The sequence below is a fragment of the Paraburkholderia dinghuensis genome (assembly GCF_003837865.1).
Taxonomy (GTDB): Bacteria; Pseudomonadota; Gammaproteobacteria; order Burkholderiales; family Burkholderiaceae; genus Paraburkholderia; species Paraburkholderia dinghuensis.
In genome coordinates this window covers 133416-148900 of the sequence record NZ_RQIS01000004.1, presented here as the reverse complement: position 1 = coordinate 148900, position 15485 = coordinate 133416, and the positions used below count along the sequence as shown (strand labels likewise).

Annotated in this window: 13 protein-coding genes; 3 read left to right on the top strand and 10 right to left on the bottom strand. The window is 63.7% G+C overall.

The genetic code is table 11. The features are described from left to right. Positions 1-44: 44 nt before the first annotated feature. The gene (locus D1Y85_RS07045; RefSeq protein WP_124150338.1) at positions 45-590 is read right to left on the bottom strand and encodes an FKBP-type peptidyl-prolyl cis-trans isomerase; all 546 of its coding nucleotides are present in this window, start codon (positions 588-590) and stop codon (positions 45-47) included. 32 nt (positions 591-622) lie between these two features. On the opposite strand from D1Y85_RS07045, the gene D1Y85_RS07040 reads away from it, so the two are divergent. Further along, positions 623-1855: a cupin domain-containing protein gene (locus D1Y85_RS07040; RefSeq protein WP_124150337.1), complete on the top strand. Its 1233-nt coding sequence runs from the start codon at positions 623-625 to the stop codon at positions 1853-1855. Between the two features lie 230 nt (positions 1856-2085). Next, entirely contained in the window at positions 2086-2337 is a 252-nt protein-coding gene (locus D1Y85_RS27465; protein ID WP_246024811.1) for a hypothetical protein, read from the top strand. A gap of 253 nt (positions 2338-2590) precedes the next feature. Here D1Y85_RS27465 and yoaA read toward each other — a convergent pair whose 3' ends face one another. From yoaA to D1Y85_RS07015, 3 genes are all read right to left on the bottom strand, one after another. Next, a complete protein-coding gene (gene yoaA / locus D1Y85_RS07025) occupies positions 2591-4756 on the bottom strand; it encodes a DNA repair helicase YoaA (protein ID WP_425466887.1) in 2166 nt (721 codons plus the stop codon). Positions 4757-4930: 174 nt separating this feature from the next. Beyond that, on the bottom strand, positions 4931-5164 hold the full coding sequence (locus D1Y85_RS07020; protein WP_124150334.1) for a DUF465 domain-containing protein: 234 nt from the start codon (positions 5162-5164) through the stop codon (positions 4931-4933). An 80-nt stretch (positions 5165-5244) separates the two neighbouring features. Beyond that, positions 5245-6198 (bottom strand): colicin transporter, encoded by a 954-nt coding sequence (locus D1Y85_RS07015; RefSeq protein ID WP_124150333.1) that lies wholly within the window; start codon positions 6196-6198, stop codon positions 5245-5247. A gap of 162 nt (positions 6199-6360) precedes the next feature. Here D1Y85_RS07015 and D1Y85_RS07010 point away from each other — a divergent pair, with 162 nt between their 5' ends. Beyond that, positions 6361-8703, top strand: coding sequence for a Tex family protein (locus D1Y85_RS07010; RefSeq protein ID WP_124150332.1), 2343 nt, complete (start codon positions 6361-6363; stop codon positions 8701-8703). Between the two features lie 125 nt (positions 8704-8828). Here D1Y85_RS07010 and D1Y85_RS07005 read toward each other — a convergent pair whose 3' ends face one another. The 6 genes from D1Y85_RS07005 to hflC form a co-directional block, all read right to left on the bottom strand. After that, a complete protein-coding gene (locus tag D1Y85_RS07005; protein WP_124150331.1) occupies positions 8829-10715 on the bottom strand; it encodes a potassium transporter Kup in 1887 nt (628 codons plus the stop codon). Positions 10716-10990: 275 nt separating this feature from the next. Then, positions 10991-11569, bottom strand: a complete 579-nt coding sequence (locus tag D1Y85_RS07000; protein WP_124150330.1) for a phosphoribosyltransferase — start codon at positions 11567-11569, stop codon at positions 10991-10993. Between the two features lie 13 nt (positions 11570-11582). Further along, positions 11583-12929, bottom strand: a complete 1347-nt coding sequence (locus tag D1Y85_RS06995; RefSeq protein WP_124150329.1) for an adenylosuccinate synthase — start codon at positions 12927-12929, stop codon at positions 11583-11585. A gap of 152 nt (positions 12930-13081) precedes the next feature. Next, complete coding sequence (locus D1Y85_RS06990; RefSeq protein ID WP_124150328.1) at positions 13082-14233, bottom strand: ATP phosphoribosyltransferase regulatory subunit; 1152 nt, start codon at positions 14231-14233, stop codon at positions 13082-13084. Positions 14234-14331: 98 nt separating this feature from the next. Continuing rightward, positions 14332-14523, bottom strand: a complete 192-nt coding sequence (locus D1Y85_RS06985; protein WP_124150503.1) for a DUF2065 domain-containing protein — start codon at positions 14521-14523, stop codon at positions 14332-14334. Between the two features lie 52 nt (positions 14524-14575). Then, on the bottom strand, positions 14576-15481 hold the full coding sequence (gene hflC, locus D1Y85_RS06980; protein WP_124150327.1) for a protease modulator HflC: 906 nt from the start codon (positions 15479-15481) through the stop codon (positions 14576-14578). Positions 15482-15485 lie beyond the last annotated feature (4 nt).

The window sequence follows — 15485 nt, the reverse complement described above, 5'->3', positions numbered from 1 at the left end:
CGGCACGGGAGGCGCCGGACTGAACCGGCGCGCAACCCAATTGATTAGTGGAGCGTAGGCTTCGAATCTGCGTCGCCGTCGTCTTCGTCCTCATCTTCGTCGACGACTTCGAGACCGTCCGCACCGTGCGCATGCTCGTGCTCGATTTCGTCGTCGGTCGCCTGGCGCACTTCCTTGACGGTCAGCGCGAACCGCAGGGCCATGCCCGCGAGCGGGTGATTGCCGTCGAGCACAACCTTGTCCTCGGCAACATCGGTGACGGTGTAGATGAGCGAATCGAGGTCTTCGTCACCCTCTTCCGGGGTGCCCTCGAACTGCATGCCGACTTCGAGCGGCTCCGGAAAGCGAGTGCGCGGCTCGATCTTCACGAGATCGGGATCGTATTCCCCGAACGCGTCTGACGGCTCAAGCTGGATCTGGGTCTCGAAGCCCGGCTCCTGGCCGTCCAGCACTTCCTCGATCTTGGGGAACGTGCCATCATAGCCGCCGTGCAGATAGACCATCGGCTCGTCGCTCTCCTCGATCAGATTGCCCTGCGCATCCGATAGCTTGTAAGCGACCGACACGACGGTGTCCTTTGCGATTTTCATTCGATCCTCCAGAATACAGCCCACATTATACGATGCCCAAGCGGTCCCCTGATCACCCCGTGGGCGCCCGCCAGCGGCGCGCATCCCGCCTCCCGGCAAGTCCCGCTCCCGACGCTCCCACGCCGTTGCTAGGCGGCCTGAGCCCGGCGCAGTTCATGAAGCGCTACTGGCAGAAAAAACCGCTCCTGATCCGTCAGGCGATACCGGACATCGAGCCGCCGCTCTCGCGTGACGAGCTTTTCGCGCTCGCAGACGATGACGATGTCGAGTCGCGTCTCATCAAGCATTTCCGCCGACGCTGGTCGCTCGGACACGGACCGTTCTCGCCCGACGAATTGCCTTCGCCGGCCCAGCGCCAGTGGACGCTGCTGGTACAGGGCGTCGACCTGCATAACGACCGCGCGCGCGCCCTGATGGAGCGCTTTCGCTTTGCGCCAGATGCCCGCCTCGACGATCTGATGATTTCGTACGCAACCGATGGCGGTGGCGTCGGTCCGCATTTCGATTCGTATGATGTTTTCCTGCTCCAGGTTCATGGGAAGCGTCGCTGGCGCATTGGGGCGCAGCGCGACCTCTCGTTGGTGGACGGGCTGCCGCTGAAGATTCTTGCGAATTTTCAGCCCGAAGAGGAATGGGTGCTGGAACCGGGCGACATGCTCTACCTGCCGCCGCACATCGCGCACGACGGCATCGCCGAGGGCGAATGCATGACGTGTTCGATCGGCTTTCGCACGCCGTCCACGAACGAGCTGACGAGCCAGTTTCTGTACTGGCTCGCCGAACGCGGCATGGGCACACCGCCGGCCACGCCGGAGCTTTATCGCGACCCCGACCAGCCGGCCGTCGAGCACCCGGCGCAGTTGCCGCCCATGCTTGTCGAACGCGTGGGACATGTAATCTCAAAAATCCGCTGGGGCGAAGCTGATGTATCTTCCTTCGTGGGCTCGTGGTTAAGTGAACCAAAGTCAAATGTTGTCTTCGATACACCCGAGCGGCCGCTCGATGAGGTACGATTCGCGGCGCGCGCGGCAAAAAGTGGATTAACGCTCGACCGCAGGACGATCCTGCTTTACGATTCGCGCTCGTACTACCTGAACGGTGAACAGTACGTGCTTAAGGAAGCGAGAAAGTGGCTGCCTGCTTTGGCTGACAGCCGCTCGATGGACGGGAAACGGTTTGTAACACTCTCGCCCGATTCGTCGATGACAGCTTTGCTGCACGAGTGGTATTGTGCGGGCTGGATACGGGTCGGAGTGCTTGCTTAAGCACTCTGGACTGTTATACCGTACTGAGATAGTGCTAGTATGAGAAAGACAACGTATTGTCCCCGGATTTGTCGACGGTCGATACGAAAGTGCCTATAATTTCCGCCCAAGCCGTAGGGAAGATTCACGCTCTTGCAGTGCGTATCCACCAGCGGCTCAGGTCGGTGTTGGAGCACATTACCGGTTTTATTTGCGCTGTTGCTTACCTTTAACCATAAAAGGACGTGATCATGAAGAAATCCCTCCTCGTAGCATCCCTGCTGGCAGCTGTTGCACTGGCTGCGTGCAACAAGAGCAGCGACCAAGCTGCTGCTCCGGCAGATGCTGCGTCCCCGGCTGCTGCTGCATCCCCGGCTGAAGCCGCTTCGCCGGCAGTTGCTGCATCCCCGGCTGAAGCTGCGTCGCCGGCTGAAGCCGCTTCGCCGGCAGTCGCCGCATCGCCGGCTGATGCCGCTTCGCCGGCAGCTGGCGCTAGCCAGTAAGCTGCCTTCGCGCAACGCTCGCGCTGGAGCCCTGCTCCAGCGGGCATTGCAGCGAACCGACGCGCAGCCTGACAGAATCGTCAGGCTTGTGTCGGGCACGCAAAAAAGCCACGAACGTCAGTTCGTGGCTTTTTTGTTTTACAGCGCTTTCGTGCTGCGGCGCACACAATTTGTGCACAACCCGTAGCGAGCCTCGCGGAAGCGCCGTGCGGCTCGCAGCCAAGCCGGCGCCCCCGTCGTGAGCAAAGCCCCGTCAAGCCTGATCGGCTCCGGCCTCCTCGCTCCCAAAGAACGCTCTCACCACCTCGATCTCGCGCGTGCGCTTGAACGGCGGCAGACTTTGCCAGATGCGGCGGCCGTACGGTTTATCGACGATACGTGTGTCGCAGATCATCAGTACACCGCGATCCGTTTCCGCGCGGATGAGCCGGCCTGCGCCCTGCTTCAGCGTAATGACTGCCTGGGGCAACTGATGGACCGCAAATGGGCTCAAGCCCTTCTTTGAAAGCGCATCGAGACGCGCCGCGAGCACGGGATCGTCCGGCGGGGCAAACGGCAGCTTGTCGATCACGACCAACGACAGCGCATCGCCGCGCACGTCGACGCCCTCCCAGAAGCTCTGACTCCCTACGAGGATCGCATTGCCATACGCGCGAAAGCGCTCCAGCAACTCCGTACGGCTCGCATCGCCCTGCACCAGGAGCGGCGTGTTCCAGCCACGCGCATCGATCGTTTCTCGCAGCTTCGACGCGATCCGGTCCACCGCGCGCAAGGTCGTGCAAAGCATGAACACCCCCCCGCCGGAGGCCTCGATGGCGGGCAGCGCAGCGTCGAACACGGCATCGGTAAACTGGGGCGAGGACGGCTGCGGCATGTTTCGCGGCACGTACAAAAGCCCTTGCTGCGGGTAGTCGAACGGGCTTGGCAGCGTCATCGAACGGCGCGAACTGAGCCCCATCTGCGCCGCGTAGTGCGTGAAGTCGCCACGCACGGACAGCGTCGCCGATGTGAAGATCCACGTGCGCGGCACGCCGGCGCGCTGCTTCGCGAAAATCGGTGCGACCGACAGCGGCGTTTCATGCAGTTGCACCGTGTGCGAGAACACTTCGACCCAGCGGACCTTTTCGTCGGCGTCAGCCGGCTCGTCCTCCTCACCTTGCGCTCCGGCCTTGCGTACATCGTGCGACGGCGCGGCGGGCGCAGTCCAGCCTGACAGCACACCCTGCAGCTCGCGCGCGCGGCGCAGACACGCGCCGAGCGATTCGGCGCGCTCAGCCTGACCTGCGAGCGCCGTCGCGAGCGCACCAAGCTCGGTCTGCAGTGCATCGAGTGAATCGTAGAGCGGATGGTCGACGCTCAGTTGCGTGATCGACACGCGTAGCGAGTCTTCCTTGAATGCAAGCCGCACGTCGCGCGCCGCGCGCTCCAGCGCGGCGCCGAGCTTCACCCACTCGACTGCGTCGCGCGCGTGGCTCAGGCCTTCGGCCACGCAATCGCGTGCGAGTTCGAGAAACTGCGAGGTCGAGAGCGTCTCGCCGAAGAACAACGTCGCCGTCTCGGGTAACTGGTGCGCTTCGTCGAAGATGATCGTGTTTGCGCTCGGGAGCAGTTCGGCCATGCCCGTATCGCGCAGCATGATGTCGGCGAAAAACAGGTGGTGATTCACGACGACAATGTCAGCCTGCTGTGCCTCGCGCCGAGCCTGCATCACGAAGCAGTCCTTGTAATGCGGACATTCCTGGCCGAGGCAGTTCTCGCGTGTCGAGGTCACCATCGACCAGACCGCCGCCGTCTCCGGCACGCTCGCAAGTTCCGCTTTGTCGCCGGAACGCGTGATCTTCGCGAAGCGCACGATCTCCTGCAGATACGCCGTCTCCTGGCGCGACGGCAAACGTCCGTTATCGGCCGTGCGTTGCAGGTAGTAATGACACAGGTAGTTCGAGCGGCCCTTGAGCATCGCAACGCTGACTGGAACCGCAAGCGCGTCGCGCACCGTTGGGATGTCGCGCTGGAACAACTGGTCCTGGAGGTGCTTGGTACCTGTCGAGACGACCACCTTGCCGCCCCATAGCATTGCCGGCACGAGGTACGCGTAGGTCTTCCCGGTGCCGGTACCCGCTTCGACGATCAGCGTGTTGTCGCCCGCCTCCGCAATGGCCTTTGCCGCCTCGTCCATGGGCCCGGGAGCCGCGGCCTGCTCCGCGCCGCCCTGCTTGCGCCGCGCCGGGCGCGACTGCAGCTCGAACATCGCGGGATCCGGCAGCGCCTGTGCGGCCGCCTCCATCGCAGCCGCTACGGCGCGCGCCATTTCGACCTGCGAGGCACGCGGCCGATAGCCGTCGATTTCCCGGGCGAGCAACCCGTCAGCGGCAAAAAGATCCTCGAGTTCAGCGACGCGGCGCGCGGAAAGTGGTGCCACTGTGGCGGACGTCGCGGAGCCCGGCGCGGGACGTGCGTCACCAGCCGGCGCGCCGCCTTCGGGCGCAGGCCGCGATCGGGATACGGTCGTTGAATTCAAGGCAAGCGGTTCCTGCTCGGTCCTGCGGGCGCGGCAACCTCGATGCCGCGCCCCGGCGCCTGCCAGGACCCGGAATCAGGCGTGCCCGTCCGAAGTCTTCGTTGAATCGGGGTCCAGCTGCAGTTGCAGCAGGATGATGTTGTCCTTGACCTTGAGCTTGCGCTTCTTGAGCCGCTGCAATTCGAGATCGTCACTTCCGGGTGTCCCGGCGATCCGCTCGATCATGCGATCCAGATCGCCGTGCTCCGACTCCAATTGCAGAATACGGTCACGAAGGACCGCGGTCCTGACTTCACGTTGCTCGCGCATGCTCGCCTCCTCGTCCTGAGCGGCGTGCCCCTGCGTAAGATGGCACGCCTGAGGTTGCTGTCTGGCCAAAAAGCGTTTTGCTACTGGTCCTGCTGTTGCGTCTTCGTCTGTTGCTGCTGTTGCTGCTCTTGTTGCTGCTTCTGCTGCGCCTTTTCAGCCGCCTGCTTCTGACGTGCTTCGACGTCAGCCTTATGCTTCGCCGCGTCTTCCTGCTTCTGCTGGTAACGCTCGGCTTTCTGTTCGCGCTCCTGCGCCTTCTGCTCGCCCTGCGCACGGGCCTCAGCCATCTTCTTCTGAAAATCCGACTGCTTCTGGTCGTACGCCGCCTGGTTCGCCGCATGCTGCGCCTGCGATTGTTCCCCGGCGCGGTGCGCTTCATCAAGCGCGTGCTGTTGCTGCTTCTGCTCGTACGCCTGTGCGTTAGCGGCACGCTGCGGCGCTTCGGCCGCGCGCTGCTGCACGTCGAGCGCGTGTTGCTGCTGTTTCTGCTCGTACGCTGCCACATTGCGCGCATCATCAGCGGCGCGCTGCGGCGCTTCAGCCTCGTCTCTCGCGCGTTGCAGCGCGATCTGCTGGTCGCGATTGCGTGCGCGCTCTGCGCGCTGCTCAGCGTCGAGCTTGAGTTGCTGGCTGCGGATATCCGCCTGAACGGTCCGCATCTGGTCACGCGCGCGGCCGATGCAACGATTCACGAAGAACGTGCTGTAGCAGTCGTGTTGTGCAACCGCAAAGCGATAATTATTTTCAGCCGTGCGCCGGTCAAGCTCCTGCTGGCGCGCGGCAAAACCAGCCTGTACACCGGCAGCCGAATCAGCCGGCGATGCGCCCGGCGCTACCGCATTCGCTGAAGGCGCGCCTCCAGGCGCCGCACTCTCCTGCGCCATACCCGGCACGCACGCGCACAGCGCGACAGCGCACGCCGTCCGACCGATGACAACCCGCCAGCGCGCGCCTTTACGCGTACTGGTCGGGACGGGGGACAAACCGGAGAGCAAGCGGGAGATCGTCAACGTCTTCTGAGGGCAGCGGGACATGCCTGAAATTCTAACACCCCCCGGGTTGAGCGCTCCGGCATTTATGGCAAAATGCCCCGCTTCACCGGCCCGCTGGCGCGCTATCGTACCCGTACCACAAGGGGCATAGCCGCCGTAGGCCTCTGAACCGCAACCCGATCCTCGCAGGAATATCCAGACCCTATGACGGAAACCGTAGCACTCAAGATCGTCCAGCGTATCGCCACCGAACTGACCGTTCAGCCGCGCCAGGTGGCAGCCGCCGTGCAGCTTCTCGATGAAGGCGCGACTGTTCCGTTCATCGCCCGCTACCGCAAGGAAGTCACGGACAATCTCGACGATACCCAACTGCGCACGCTCGAAGAGCGGCTTCTGTATCTGCGCGAACTCGAAGAACGGCGCGCCACGATCCTCGCAAGCATCGAAGAACAAGGCAAGCTCACCGATGAGTTGCGCGTCGCGATCGAAACGGCGGACAGCAAGCAGGTCCTCGAAGACCTTTATTTGCCCTACAAGCCGAAGCGCCGTACGCGTGCCCAGATTGCGCGCGAAGCCGGGCTACAGCCGCTCGCCGACGCACTGCTCGCGAATCCGCTGCTCGATCCGCAGACGGAAGCCGCCCAATACGTCGACGCCGAAAAGGGTGTCGCCGACGTAAAGGCCGCCCTCGACGGTGCACGCGACATCCTTTCGGAGCAATTCGGCGAAACGGCCGAACTGCTCGGCAAGCTCCGAGACTGGCTGCATAGCGAGGGCATCGTGAGCTCGAGCGTGGTCGAGGGCAAGGAAGGCGAGGAAGGCGAGAAATTCCGCGACTACTACGACTATTCGGAGACCATCAAGACGGTGCCGTCGCATCGCGCGCTCGCGCTGTTTCGTGGCCGCAACGCCGGCGTGCTGATGATCAAGCTGGGCCTCGGCGCGGAACAGGACGCGCTCGTGCCGCATCCCGGCGAGGGCAGGATCGCGCGCCACTTCGGCATCGCAAATCAGGGCCGGCCGGCCGACAAGTGGCTCTCCGATGTGTGTCGCTGGTGCTGGCGCGTGAAGGTGCAGCCTCACCTCGAGAGCGAACTTTTGACCAACCTGCGCGAGCAGGCTGAGGCCGAAGCGATCCGCGTGTTCGCGCGCAACCTCAAGGACCTGCTGCTGGCCGCACCGGCCGGGCCTAAGGCTGTGATCGGCCTCGACCCGGGCCTGCGCACGGGCGTGAAGGTGGCCGTCGTGGACCGTACCGGCAAGCTGCTCGCCACCGACACCATCTACCCGCACGAGCCACGTCGCGACTGGGACGGCTCGCTCGCCAAGCTCGCGCGGATCGCCGCACAGACGCAGGCGGAACTCATCAGCATCGGCAACGGCACGGCCTCGCGCGAGACCGACAAGCTCGCGAGCGAACTGATCTCGCGCCATCCGGAACTGAAGCTGCAGAAGATCGTCGTGTCCGAAGCAGGGGCATCGGTTTATTCGGCATCCGAACTGGCTGCGAAGGAATTCCCCGAACTCGACGTCTCGCTGCGTGGCGCCGTCTCCATCGCGCGCCGTCTGCAGGATCCGCTCGCCGAACTCGTGAAGATCGAGCCAAAGGCCATCGGCGTCGGCCAGTACCAGCACGACGTCAATCAGCGCGAACTTGCGCGCTCGCTCGACGCCGTCGTCGAGGACTGCGTGAACGCCGTGGGTGTCGATGCGAACACGGCTTCCGTCGCCCTGCTCGCGCGGGTCTCGGGCCTGAACGCCACGCTCGCACGCAATATCGTCGATTATCGCGACAGCAACGGGCCGTTCCCGTCGCGCGATCATCTGCGTAAAGTGCCGCGCCTCGGCGACAAGACGTTCGAACAGGCCGCGGGCTTCCTGCGCATCAATGGCGGTGAGAATCCGCTCGACCGGTCGTCGGTGCACCCGGAAGCCTATCCGGTCGTCGAGCGCATGCTCGCGAAGATCAAACGCACGATCGGCGACGTGCTCGGCAGCCGCGAAGCCCTCTCGGGTCTCTCACCGGCCGAGTTCGTCGACGAACGCTTCGGACTGCCCACCGTGCGCGACATCCTCACCGAGCTTGAAAAACCGGGCCGCGATCCGCGTCCCGAATTCAAGACCGCTACGTTCCGCGATGGTGTCGAGAAGGTCTCCGATCTCGTGCCCGGCATGCTGCTCGAAGGCGTCGTCACGAACGTGGCCGCGTTCGGCGCGTTCATCGATATCGGCGTGCACCAGGACGGCCTCGTACACGTTTCCGCGATGTCTACCAAGTTCATCAAGGACCCGCACGAAGTCGTGAAGGCCGGCCAGGTCGTGAAGGTGAAGGTGCTCGACGTCGATGTGAAGCGCCAGCGGATCGCACTGACGATGCGCCTCGACGACGACCCCGCAAGCGCCACCGCCCAGCGAAGCAGCGGCAATGCCGGCAGCGGCGCGGGCAACCGCAACGGCGGCGGCAACGCGGGCCGTGGACTGCGTTCGCGCGAGCCGGAGGCTGCCGGCGCGATGGCAGCCGCATTTGCGAAGCTGAAGTCACGCTAACTGTCACGCCAGGTCACGCGGATCGATAGCCAGTAATACGCGTGGGCCCGCATCGGCCCACGCGGTATGTACCAACAAAAAACGGCACCGAGGTGCCGTTTTTTGTTGCTGCGAAAGACGAGCCATCAGATCTCGATCTTCGTCCCCAGTTCCACCACGCGATTCGCGGGAATGCTGAAAAAGTCGGTGGGCTTCGCCGCGTTCTGGTGCATCCACGCGAATACGCGCTCGCGGAAAATCGACATCCCCGGCAACTGCGTCGGCACCACGGTCTCGCGCGCGAGGAAGAAAGACGTGTCCATCATCTCGAACATCATGCCTTCCTTGCGGCCGACGTCCTCCAGCACAGCTTGCACGTCGGGCGTTTCGTTAAAACCGTAGTCGGCCGTCACAACAAATAGCCCGCCGCCGACGTCCGTCACGTGTACGCGCTCGGCGTCGCTCACGTAAGGAATGTCACGTATCACGAAAGTCAGGAAGATCGTCCGCTCGTGCAACACCTTGTTGTGCTTGAGGTTGTGCAGCAGGCTCACCGGCACGAGTGCATCGCTGCCCGTTAGATAGATCGCCGTACCCGAAACGCGATGCGGTGGATGCGCGAGCAGCCCTTGCAGGAACGGCATCAACGGAATACCGTCGGCGGCCGTGCGCTCCTTGACGATCATGCGTCCCTTGTACCAGGTCATCAGCAGGAAGAACAACAGTGCACCGATCCCAAGCGGCAGCCAGCCGCCCTCTTTGACCTTCAGAAGGTTCGCGCCGAAGAAGCCGAGATCGACGGTCAACAAGCCCCCGATGATCAAAGCGACAAGCGCCTTGTTCCAGTTCCAGACTTTCACCATCACGACGCACGCCAGCACGGTGGTGATAACCATCGTCGCGGTCACGGCGATACCGTAAGCGGCGGCGAGATTATCCGAACTCTGGAAGCCGAGCACGATGCACAAGATGATGAACAGCAGCATCCAGTTGACGAGCGGCACGTAGATCTGACCGATCGCGAGATCCGATGTGTGCAACACCTTCATGCGCGGCACGTAGCCGAGCAGGATGGCCTGGCTCGTGAGCGAGTACGCGCCCGAAATCACAGCCTGCGAGGCGATCACCGTCGCAACCGTCGAGAGCACGACGAGCGGCAGCAGCGCCCATTCGGGGGCGAGCAGGAAGAACGGATTCTCGATGGCTCGGTGATCCTGCATCAGGAGCGCGCCCTGACCAAAATAGTTGAGCACGAGCGATGGCATCACCAGCGCGTACCAGGCCATGCGGATCGGCTTCGCGCCGAAGTGGCCCATGTCCGCGTAGAGCGCTTCCGCGCCGGTCAGCACGAGAACGACCGAGCCGAGCACGACGTAGGCCTGCAACAGGTGCTCGCCCATGAAGCTGACCGCGTAATACGGATTGAGCGCGGCGATGACCCCGGGTGCCTGCACGATGCGCGAAAACCCGAGCACGGCGATGGTCACGAACCACAGCACCATGATCGGCCCGAAAAGGCGGCCCACCAGTGCGGTGCCATGCCGCTGGATCCAGAAGAGCGCGACCAGGATCACCATGGTGATCGGCAGCACGAGGTGACTGAGGTGAGGCGCCGCGATTTCGAGACCTTCGACCGCCGAAATCACCGAGATCGCGGGCGTGATGACCGCGTCGCCGTAAAACATGCACGCGCCGAAGATGCCGAGCCCCGTGAGCACAATGGCTGCACGGCTTGAGCGGTCCAACGGGCGCAACGCGAGCGCCATCAACGCGAGCACGCCGCCTTCGCCATTATTGTCGGCGCGCATCACGAACAGCACGTACTTGACGCTCACGACGATGATGATCGCCCAGAAGAGAAGCGAGATGACGCCGAGGATGGAAGCGTCGTTGAGCGGAATCCCGTGAGACGGGCTAAAGGCCTCTTTCAGCGAATAGAGCGGGCTGGTGCCGATATCGCCGAATACCACGCCGATCGCCGCAACGGCCAGAGTCGGCAGAGGCTGCTTTGCCACGTGTGTGCTAGTTGTCATATACGCGCAAATCCGTTTTCGAGGCGGAACTAAAAAGCGACCGCTATTCTAAACCGGGCCGCGCGGCGGAGTATGACCCTCGTTGTGGCGATGCCACGCCGTTCGCTCCGGCGAAGTGTAGCATTCGCGCCCCGACCTGCCGATCCTGCGCGTCGCACCGGCGCGTATCGGACCGGCGTCACGCCCCCTCAAAAAAAACGGAGCCTCGAAAAGGCTCCGTTTCTGGTTCGTTGCATGCCGTCACAAGCGGGCACGACAGGCGTGGCGCGATCGCGTCAGGGCGTGCCCTGGTTCGCCTGGTCCGCCTCCTGAAGGCCGCGCTTGATCCACGCGCCGAGATTGTGAGGACGCACCGTGTCCCACTCCTCGAACGGCTGGTGGATCCACGGGTTGGTCGGCAGGTGCTGCACGAAGTAATCGGGCTTGACCTTCGAGCACCCCTTGTACCAGAGCACTGCCGAACGCACGCCCGTCACGGCCGGATAACGCTCCTTGAGGTGCTCCTGCACACGTGCAAGCGTGACACCCGAATCGACGAGATCGTCGACGAGCAGCACGTTGCCCGACAGTTCGCCGCGCGTCATCGTGATGTACTGCGCGATGTCGAGTTCGCCCTGCTCGGTGCCGGCGGCTTCGCGATACGAACTGGTCGCGAGGATCGCGAGTGGCAGGTCGTAGATGCGCGAAAGCTGGTCGCCCACGCGCAGCCCGCCGCGTGCGAGACAGAGAATCTGGTCGAATTTCCAGCGCGAGTCATGCACTGTGAGCGCAAGCACTTCGATCAGCCGGTGATACTCATCCCAGCCGACCCACAGGTTCTTCTCGTCGTTGCGCGGGTCCGTCATCTGAATCATCGTACCCGGCCCCTCACACCTTGAACGGATGACGCAGCAGGATCGTCTCGTCACGATCCGGACCGGTCGAAACCATGTCGATCGGCACGCCGGCGACTTCCTGCACACGGGTGAGGTAGGCCTGCGCGCTCTGCGGCAGCGCATCCCACTGCGTGATACCGATCGTGCTTTCCTTCCAGCCCGGAAAGGTTTCATAAACCGGCTCGCACGCCGCAACCTGCGACGCGCCGCGCGGCAGGATATCGACATCCTTTCCATCGACCTTGTAGCCGACGCACAGCTTCACTTCGTCGAGTCCGTCGAGCACATCGAGCTTCGTGATACAGAGACCGGTCACGCCGTTGATCTGGATCGAACGGCGCAGCGCGGCGGCGTCGAGCCAGCCGGTGCGACGCGGACGGCCCGTGACCGAGCCGAATTCCTTGCCGACGTTAGCGAGCGTGACGCCCACCTGCTCCTGCCGGTTGGGGTTATCCGCATCGTAGAGTTCGCTCGGGAACGGACCCGAGCCGACGCGCGTGCAGTACGCCTTCGTGATGCCGAGGATGTAATTGAGTCGCTGCGGACCGACGCCCGCGCCCGCCGTTGCCGCACCTGCCACACAGTTGCTCGACGTGACGTACGGATAGGTGCCGTGGTCGATATCGAGCAGCGTGCCTTGCGCGCCTTCAAACAGCAGGTTGCCGCCCGTTTGGTTCACATCGTAAAGACGACGCGAAACGTCCGTCACCATCGGCTTCAGACGGTCGGCATAGCTGAGCATCGTGTCGAGCGTCTGCTGGAAGTCCACCGGCGCCGCGCCCAGGTACTGCGTGAGCACGAAGTTGTGATAGTCGAGGTTGTCGCGCAGACGCTCTGCGAACATTTGCGGCTCGAACAGGTCCTGCACGCGCAGGCCACGGCGTGCGACCTTGTCTTCGTATGCCGGGCCGATTCCGCGGCCCGTCGTGCCGATCTTCGCCGCGCCGCGCTTCGCTTCGCGCGCCTGGTCGATGGCGATGTGATACGGAAGGATCAGCGTGGTGGCATCGGAAATGAAGAGGCGCTTCTGGACGTCGATGCCCGCGTCTTCGAGTTCGCCGATTTCCTTGAACAGGGCCTCGGGCGACAGCACCACGCCGTTGCCGATGTAGCAAGCAACGCCGGCGCGCATGATGCCCGACGGGATGAGGCGGAGAATGGTCTTCTTGCCGCCGATGATGAGCGTGTGGCCGGCGTTGTGACCGCCCTGGAAGCGCACGACGCCCTGGGCGTGGTCCGTCAGCCAGTCTACGATCTTGCCCTTGCCTTCATCTCCCCACTGGGTGCCCACGACAACGACGTTGCGTCCCTGGGTTACATTCACTGCGCTGGCAGACATGGTGTTTCGTTACCTGGTTAAAAACGTATTTTACCTGGGTTCGGGCGCAAGCCCGCCTTTTTTTCCCAGGTTATCGGGAAATTTCCTTTGCGTTCAACGGCATGCGCGGCAAAACGCGCCGGGACACGTATCCCGGGCGCGCCCGGTCGCTTTCAGGCGTGCGTTTCGACGGTCCACACGCCATTGCGTTCGACCAGCACGCGGTCGCACGCGAATTCGTCGAGATCGTGCTCATGGCCCGGCAGCGCCTGGATCACGACTTCACCCGCGTCGCGCAGGGCCGCCACGGCCGCGGACAGCGCCTCGTCGTGACGCCACGGCGCGAGTATCGCGCTACTGCGCGCCTCGACCGGCGAAATGCGAGCCACCTCACGCAGATCGAGCGAGAAACCCGTCGCAGCGCGTGCCCGGCCATAGGCCTCGCCGACCTTGTCGTATCGGCCACCGCGTGCAACGGCGTTCGGTACGCCATCGACGTAAGCCGAGAACATCACGCCCGTGTGATACGCGTAGCCGCCCAGATCCGCGAGATCGATCATCAACTCCGCGCCTTCAATCTTGCCGGTAAGGAACGCGAGGTCGTCCAGCGCACGGGCGATGCCCGGGAGCGCCGGCAGGCGCTTGCGCGCTTCGTCGAGCACACTCGCGTCGCCATAAAGCGACGGGAGCGCGCGCAACGCGTCGCGCGTGAGTGGCGCAAGTTCGGCGGTGAGTTCGGTGAGACCCGGCACGTCCTTGCACGCGAGTGCCTCATAGAGCGCGTCGCCGAGCGCGGCGGCCGCCGGATCAGCTTCGATCAGCGCCGCGAGCACGCCCGCGTGACACAGGTCGAGGCGCACCTTTGCCAGACCCGCGAGGCGCAGTGCATCGAGCATCAATTGCTGGATTTCGAGGTCGGCTTCGAGCCCTGCATGACCGTAGATTTCAGCTCCGGTCTGCATCTGCTCGCGCGTGGCATGCAGGCCGCGCGGACGCGTGTGCAGCACGTTGCCCGCGTAGCAAAGGCGCGTCACACCCTGGCGGTTCAGCAGGTGCGCGTCGATGCGCGCGACCTGCGGCGTCATATCGGCGCGCAGACCGAGTGTGCGACCCGAAAGCTGATCGACGAGCTTGAACGTGCGCAGGTTCAGGTCGCCCCCGCTACCCGTGAGCAGCGATTCGAGATACTCGAGCAGCGGCGGCATGACCATTTCATAGCCGTACGCACGAAAGCGGTCCAGCAGCCGGCGGCGCAGCTCTTCGATCTTGCGCGCCTCGGAGGGCAGCACGTCGGCAATATTTTCGGGAAGTAACCAGGTCGACATCAGTTGAGTCCTACCACTATCAAGGCGGCGCGCGAGGCGTAACGCTCGGGCCGCGGAACCGGAACGCGCGGACGGGCCGCGCGTACGTTCGTTTGCAATCAGGTTGCGAGCATGAGGAGCACGAGGCCGAGTCCCATCACGATCAGTCCGCCGATCCGGATATGGTGTGGCGGCCGTTCCGCAATTTTACGAAAGGTGTCGCGCCATGCCGTCGGGAAAACAAACGGGAACATGCCCTCGATAATCAGCATCAGCGCAATCGCGAGCAAGAAGGTTCCAGCCATGTCCATGCTAAAGAACATGCCGCGCGCGAGGCGCGGCGTCTCATTCGTCTCGTGTTGTTCAGTGTCTGCGCGGTGCGGCAGGAGCCGGAACCGACGCTGCTTCGCCGTTCGGACCACGCATGAAGCGGAAGAAGTCGCTCGACGAATCGACCACGACAACATCGCCCGGCTTAAAGGTTTCGCGATACGCCTGCATGCTTTGGTAGAACTGATAGAACTGCGGATCGCGCCCGAACGCCTCGGCGGCAATGGCGGCGGCCTTGCCGTCGCCTTCGCCCTTGATGGCCTGCGCCTGGCTGTACGCGTCGGCGAGCACACCCTGCTGCTTGCGAGCGGCATCGTCCTTGATCTGCTGGACCTCAGCTGCGCCCTGCGCGCGCTCGTCGGCCGCAGCCTGCTCGTGCGCGGCACTCATGCGTTTGTAGACGGTGTCCGCAAGTTCGGGCGGAAAGTCGAGGCGCGTGAACTCGATGGCTATGACCTCGACACCGAGCGGGGTCGCCGCCTCGCGCAGTGCGTCGCGCGCACCGCTCGCGATGGTTTCCTGCTTCGCAAGCGCGTCGTTCAGCGTGACCTTCGAGAACGCGTCGCCGAGCGCGTCGCGCGAGAGCGACGCAAGCCGGTCGGCGAGCGTCTGCGGGTCGCCCTTCGTCGCCGCGAAAAGCTTGAGCGGATCCGTGACGCGATAGCGGATCACCGGGCTCGCCAACAGTTCGGTCTTGTCGGACGTCGCATAGCGGTCCGCGTCTGGGTTGGCGAGTGCCCGGACGCGCGTATCGACGAACGTCACGGTCTGGAACGGCGGAGGCAGCTTCACGTGGATGCCGGGTTCGGCGAGCGTCGCTGGACTGCCGCCCGACGATGCAACAACGCCGACGTGACGCGGATCGACGACGAACACCGACGACGACGCAACCAGCACGGCGACCACGACAACAACGACAAGCGCAATGATTCGGTTCATGGGT

Excerpts from the sequence above, each read along its gene's own strand:
- D1Y85_RS07040 (WP_124150337.1), top strand. The coding sequence starts at position 623 with ATGCCCAAGCGGTCCCCTGATCACCCCGTGGGCGCCCGCCAGCGGCGC.
- D1Y85_RS07010 (WP_124150332.1), top strand. The coding sequence starts at position 6,361 with ATGACGGAAACCGTAGCACTCAAGATCGTCCAGCGTATCGCCACCGAA.
- D1Y85_RS06990 (WP_124150328.1), bottom strand. The coding sequence starts at position 14,233 with ATGTCGACCTGGTTACTTCCCGAAAATATTGCCGACGTGCTGCCCTCC.
- D1Y85_RS07045 (WP_124150338.1), bottom strand. The coding sequence starts at position 590 with ATGAAAATCGCAAAGGACACCGTCGTGTCGGTCGCTTACAAGCTATCG.
- hflC (WP_124150327.1), bottom strand. The coding sequence starts at position 15,481 with ATGAACCGAATCATTGCGCTTGTCGTTGTTGTCGTGGTCGCCGTGCTG.
- D1Y85_RS27465 (WP_246024811.1), top strand. The coding sequence starts at position 2,086 with ATGAAGAAATCCCTCCTCGTAGCATCCCTGCTGGCAGCTGTTGCACTG.
- D1Y85_RS07020 (WP_124150334.1), bottom strand. The coding sequence starts at position 5,164 with ATGCGCGAGCAACGTGAAGTCAGGACCGCGGTCCTTCGTGACCGTATT.
- D1Y85_RS06985 (WP_124150503.1), bottom strand. The coding sequence starts at position 14,523 with ATGGACATGGCTGGAACCTTCTTGCTCGCGATTGCGCTGATGCTGATT.
- D1Y85_RS06995 (WP_124150329.1), bottom strand. The coding sequence starts at position 12,929 with ATGTCTGCCAGCGCAGTGAATGTAACCCAGGGACGCAACGTCGTTGTC.
- D1Y85_RS07000 (WP_124150330.1), bottom strand. The coding sequence starts at position 11,569 with ATGATTCAGATGACGGACCCGCGCAACGACGAGAAGAACCTGTGGGTC.
- D1Y85_RS07015 (WP_124150333.1), bottom strand. The coding sequence starts at position 6,198 with ATGTCCCGCTGCCCTCAGAAGACGTTGACGATCTCCCGCTTGCTCTCC.
- D1Y85_RS07005 (WP_124150331.1), bottom strand. The coding sequence starts at position 10,715 with ATGACAACTAGCACACACGTGGCAAAGCAGCCTCTGCCGACTCTGGCC.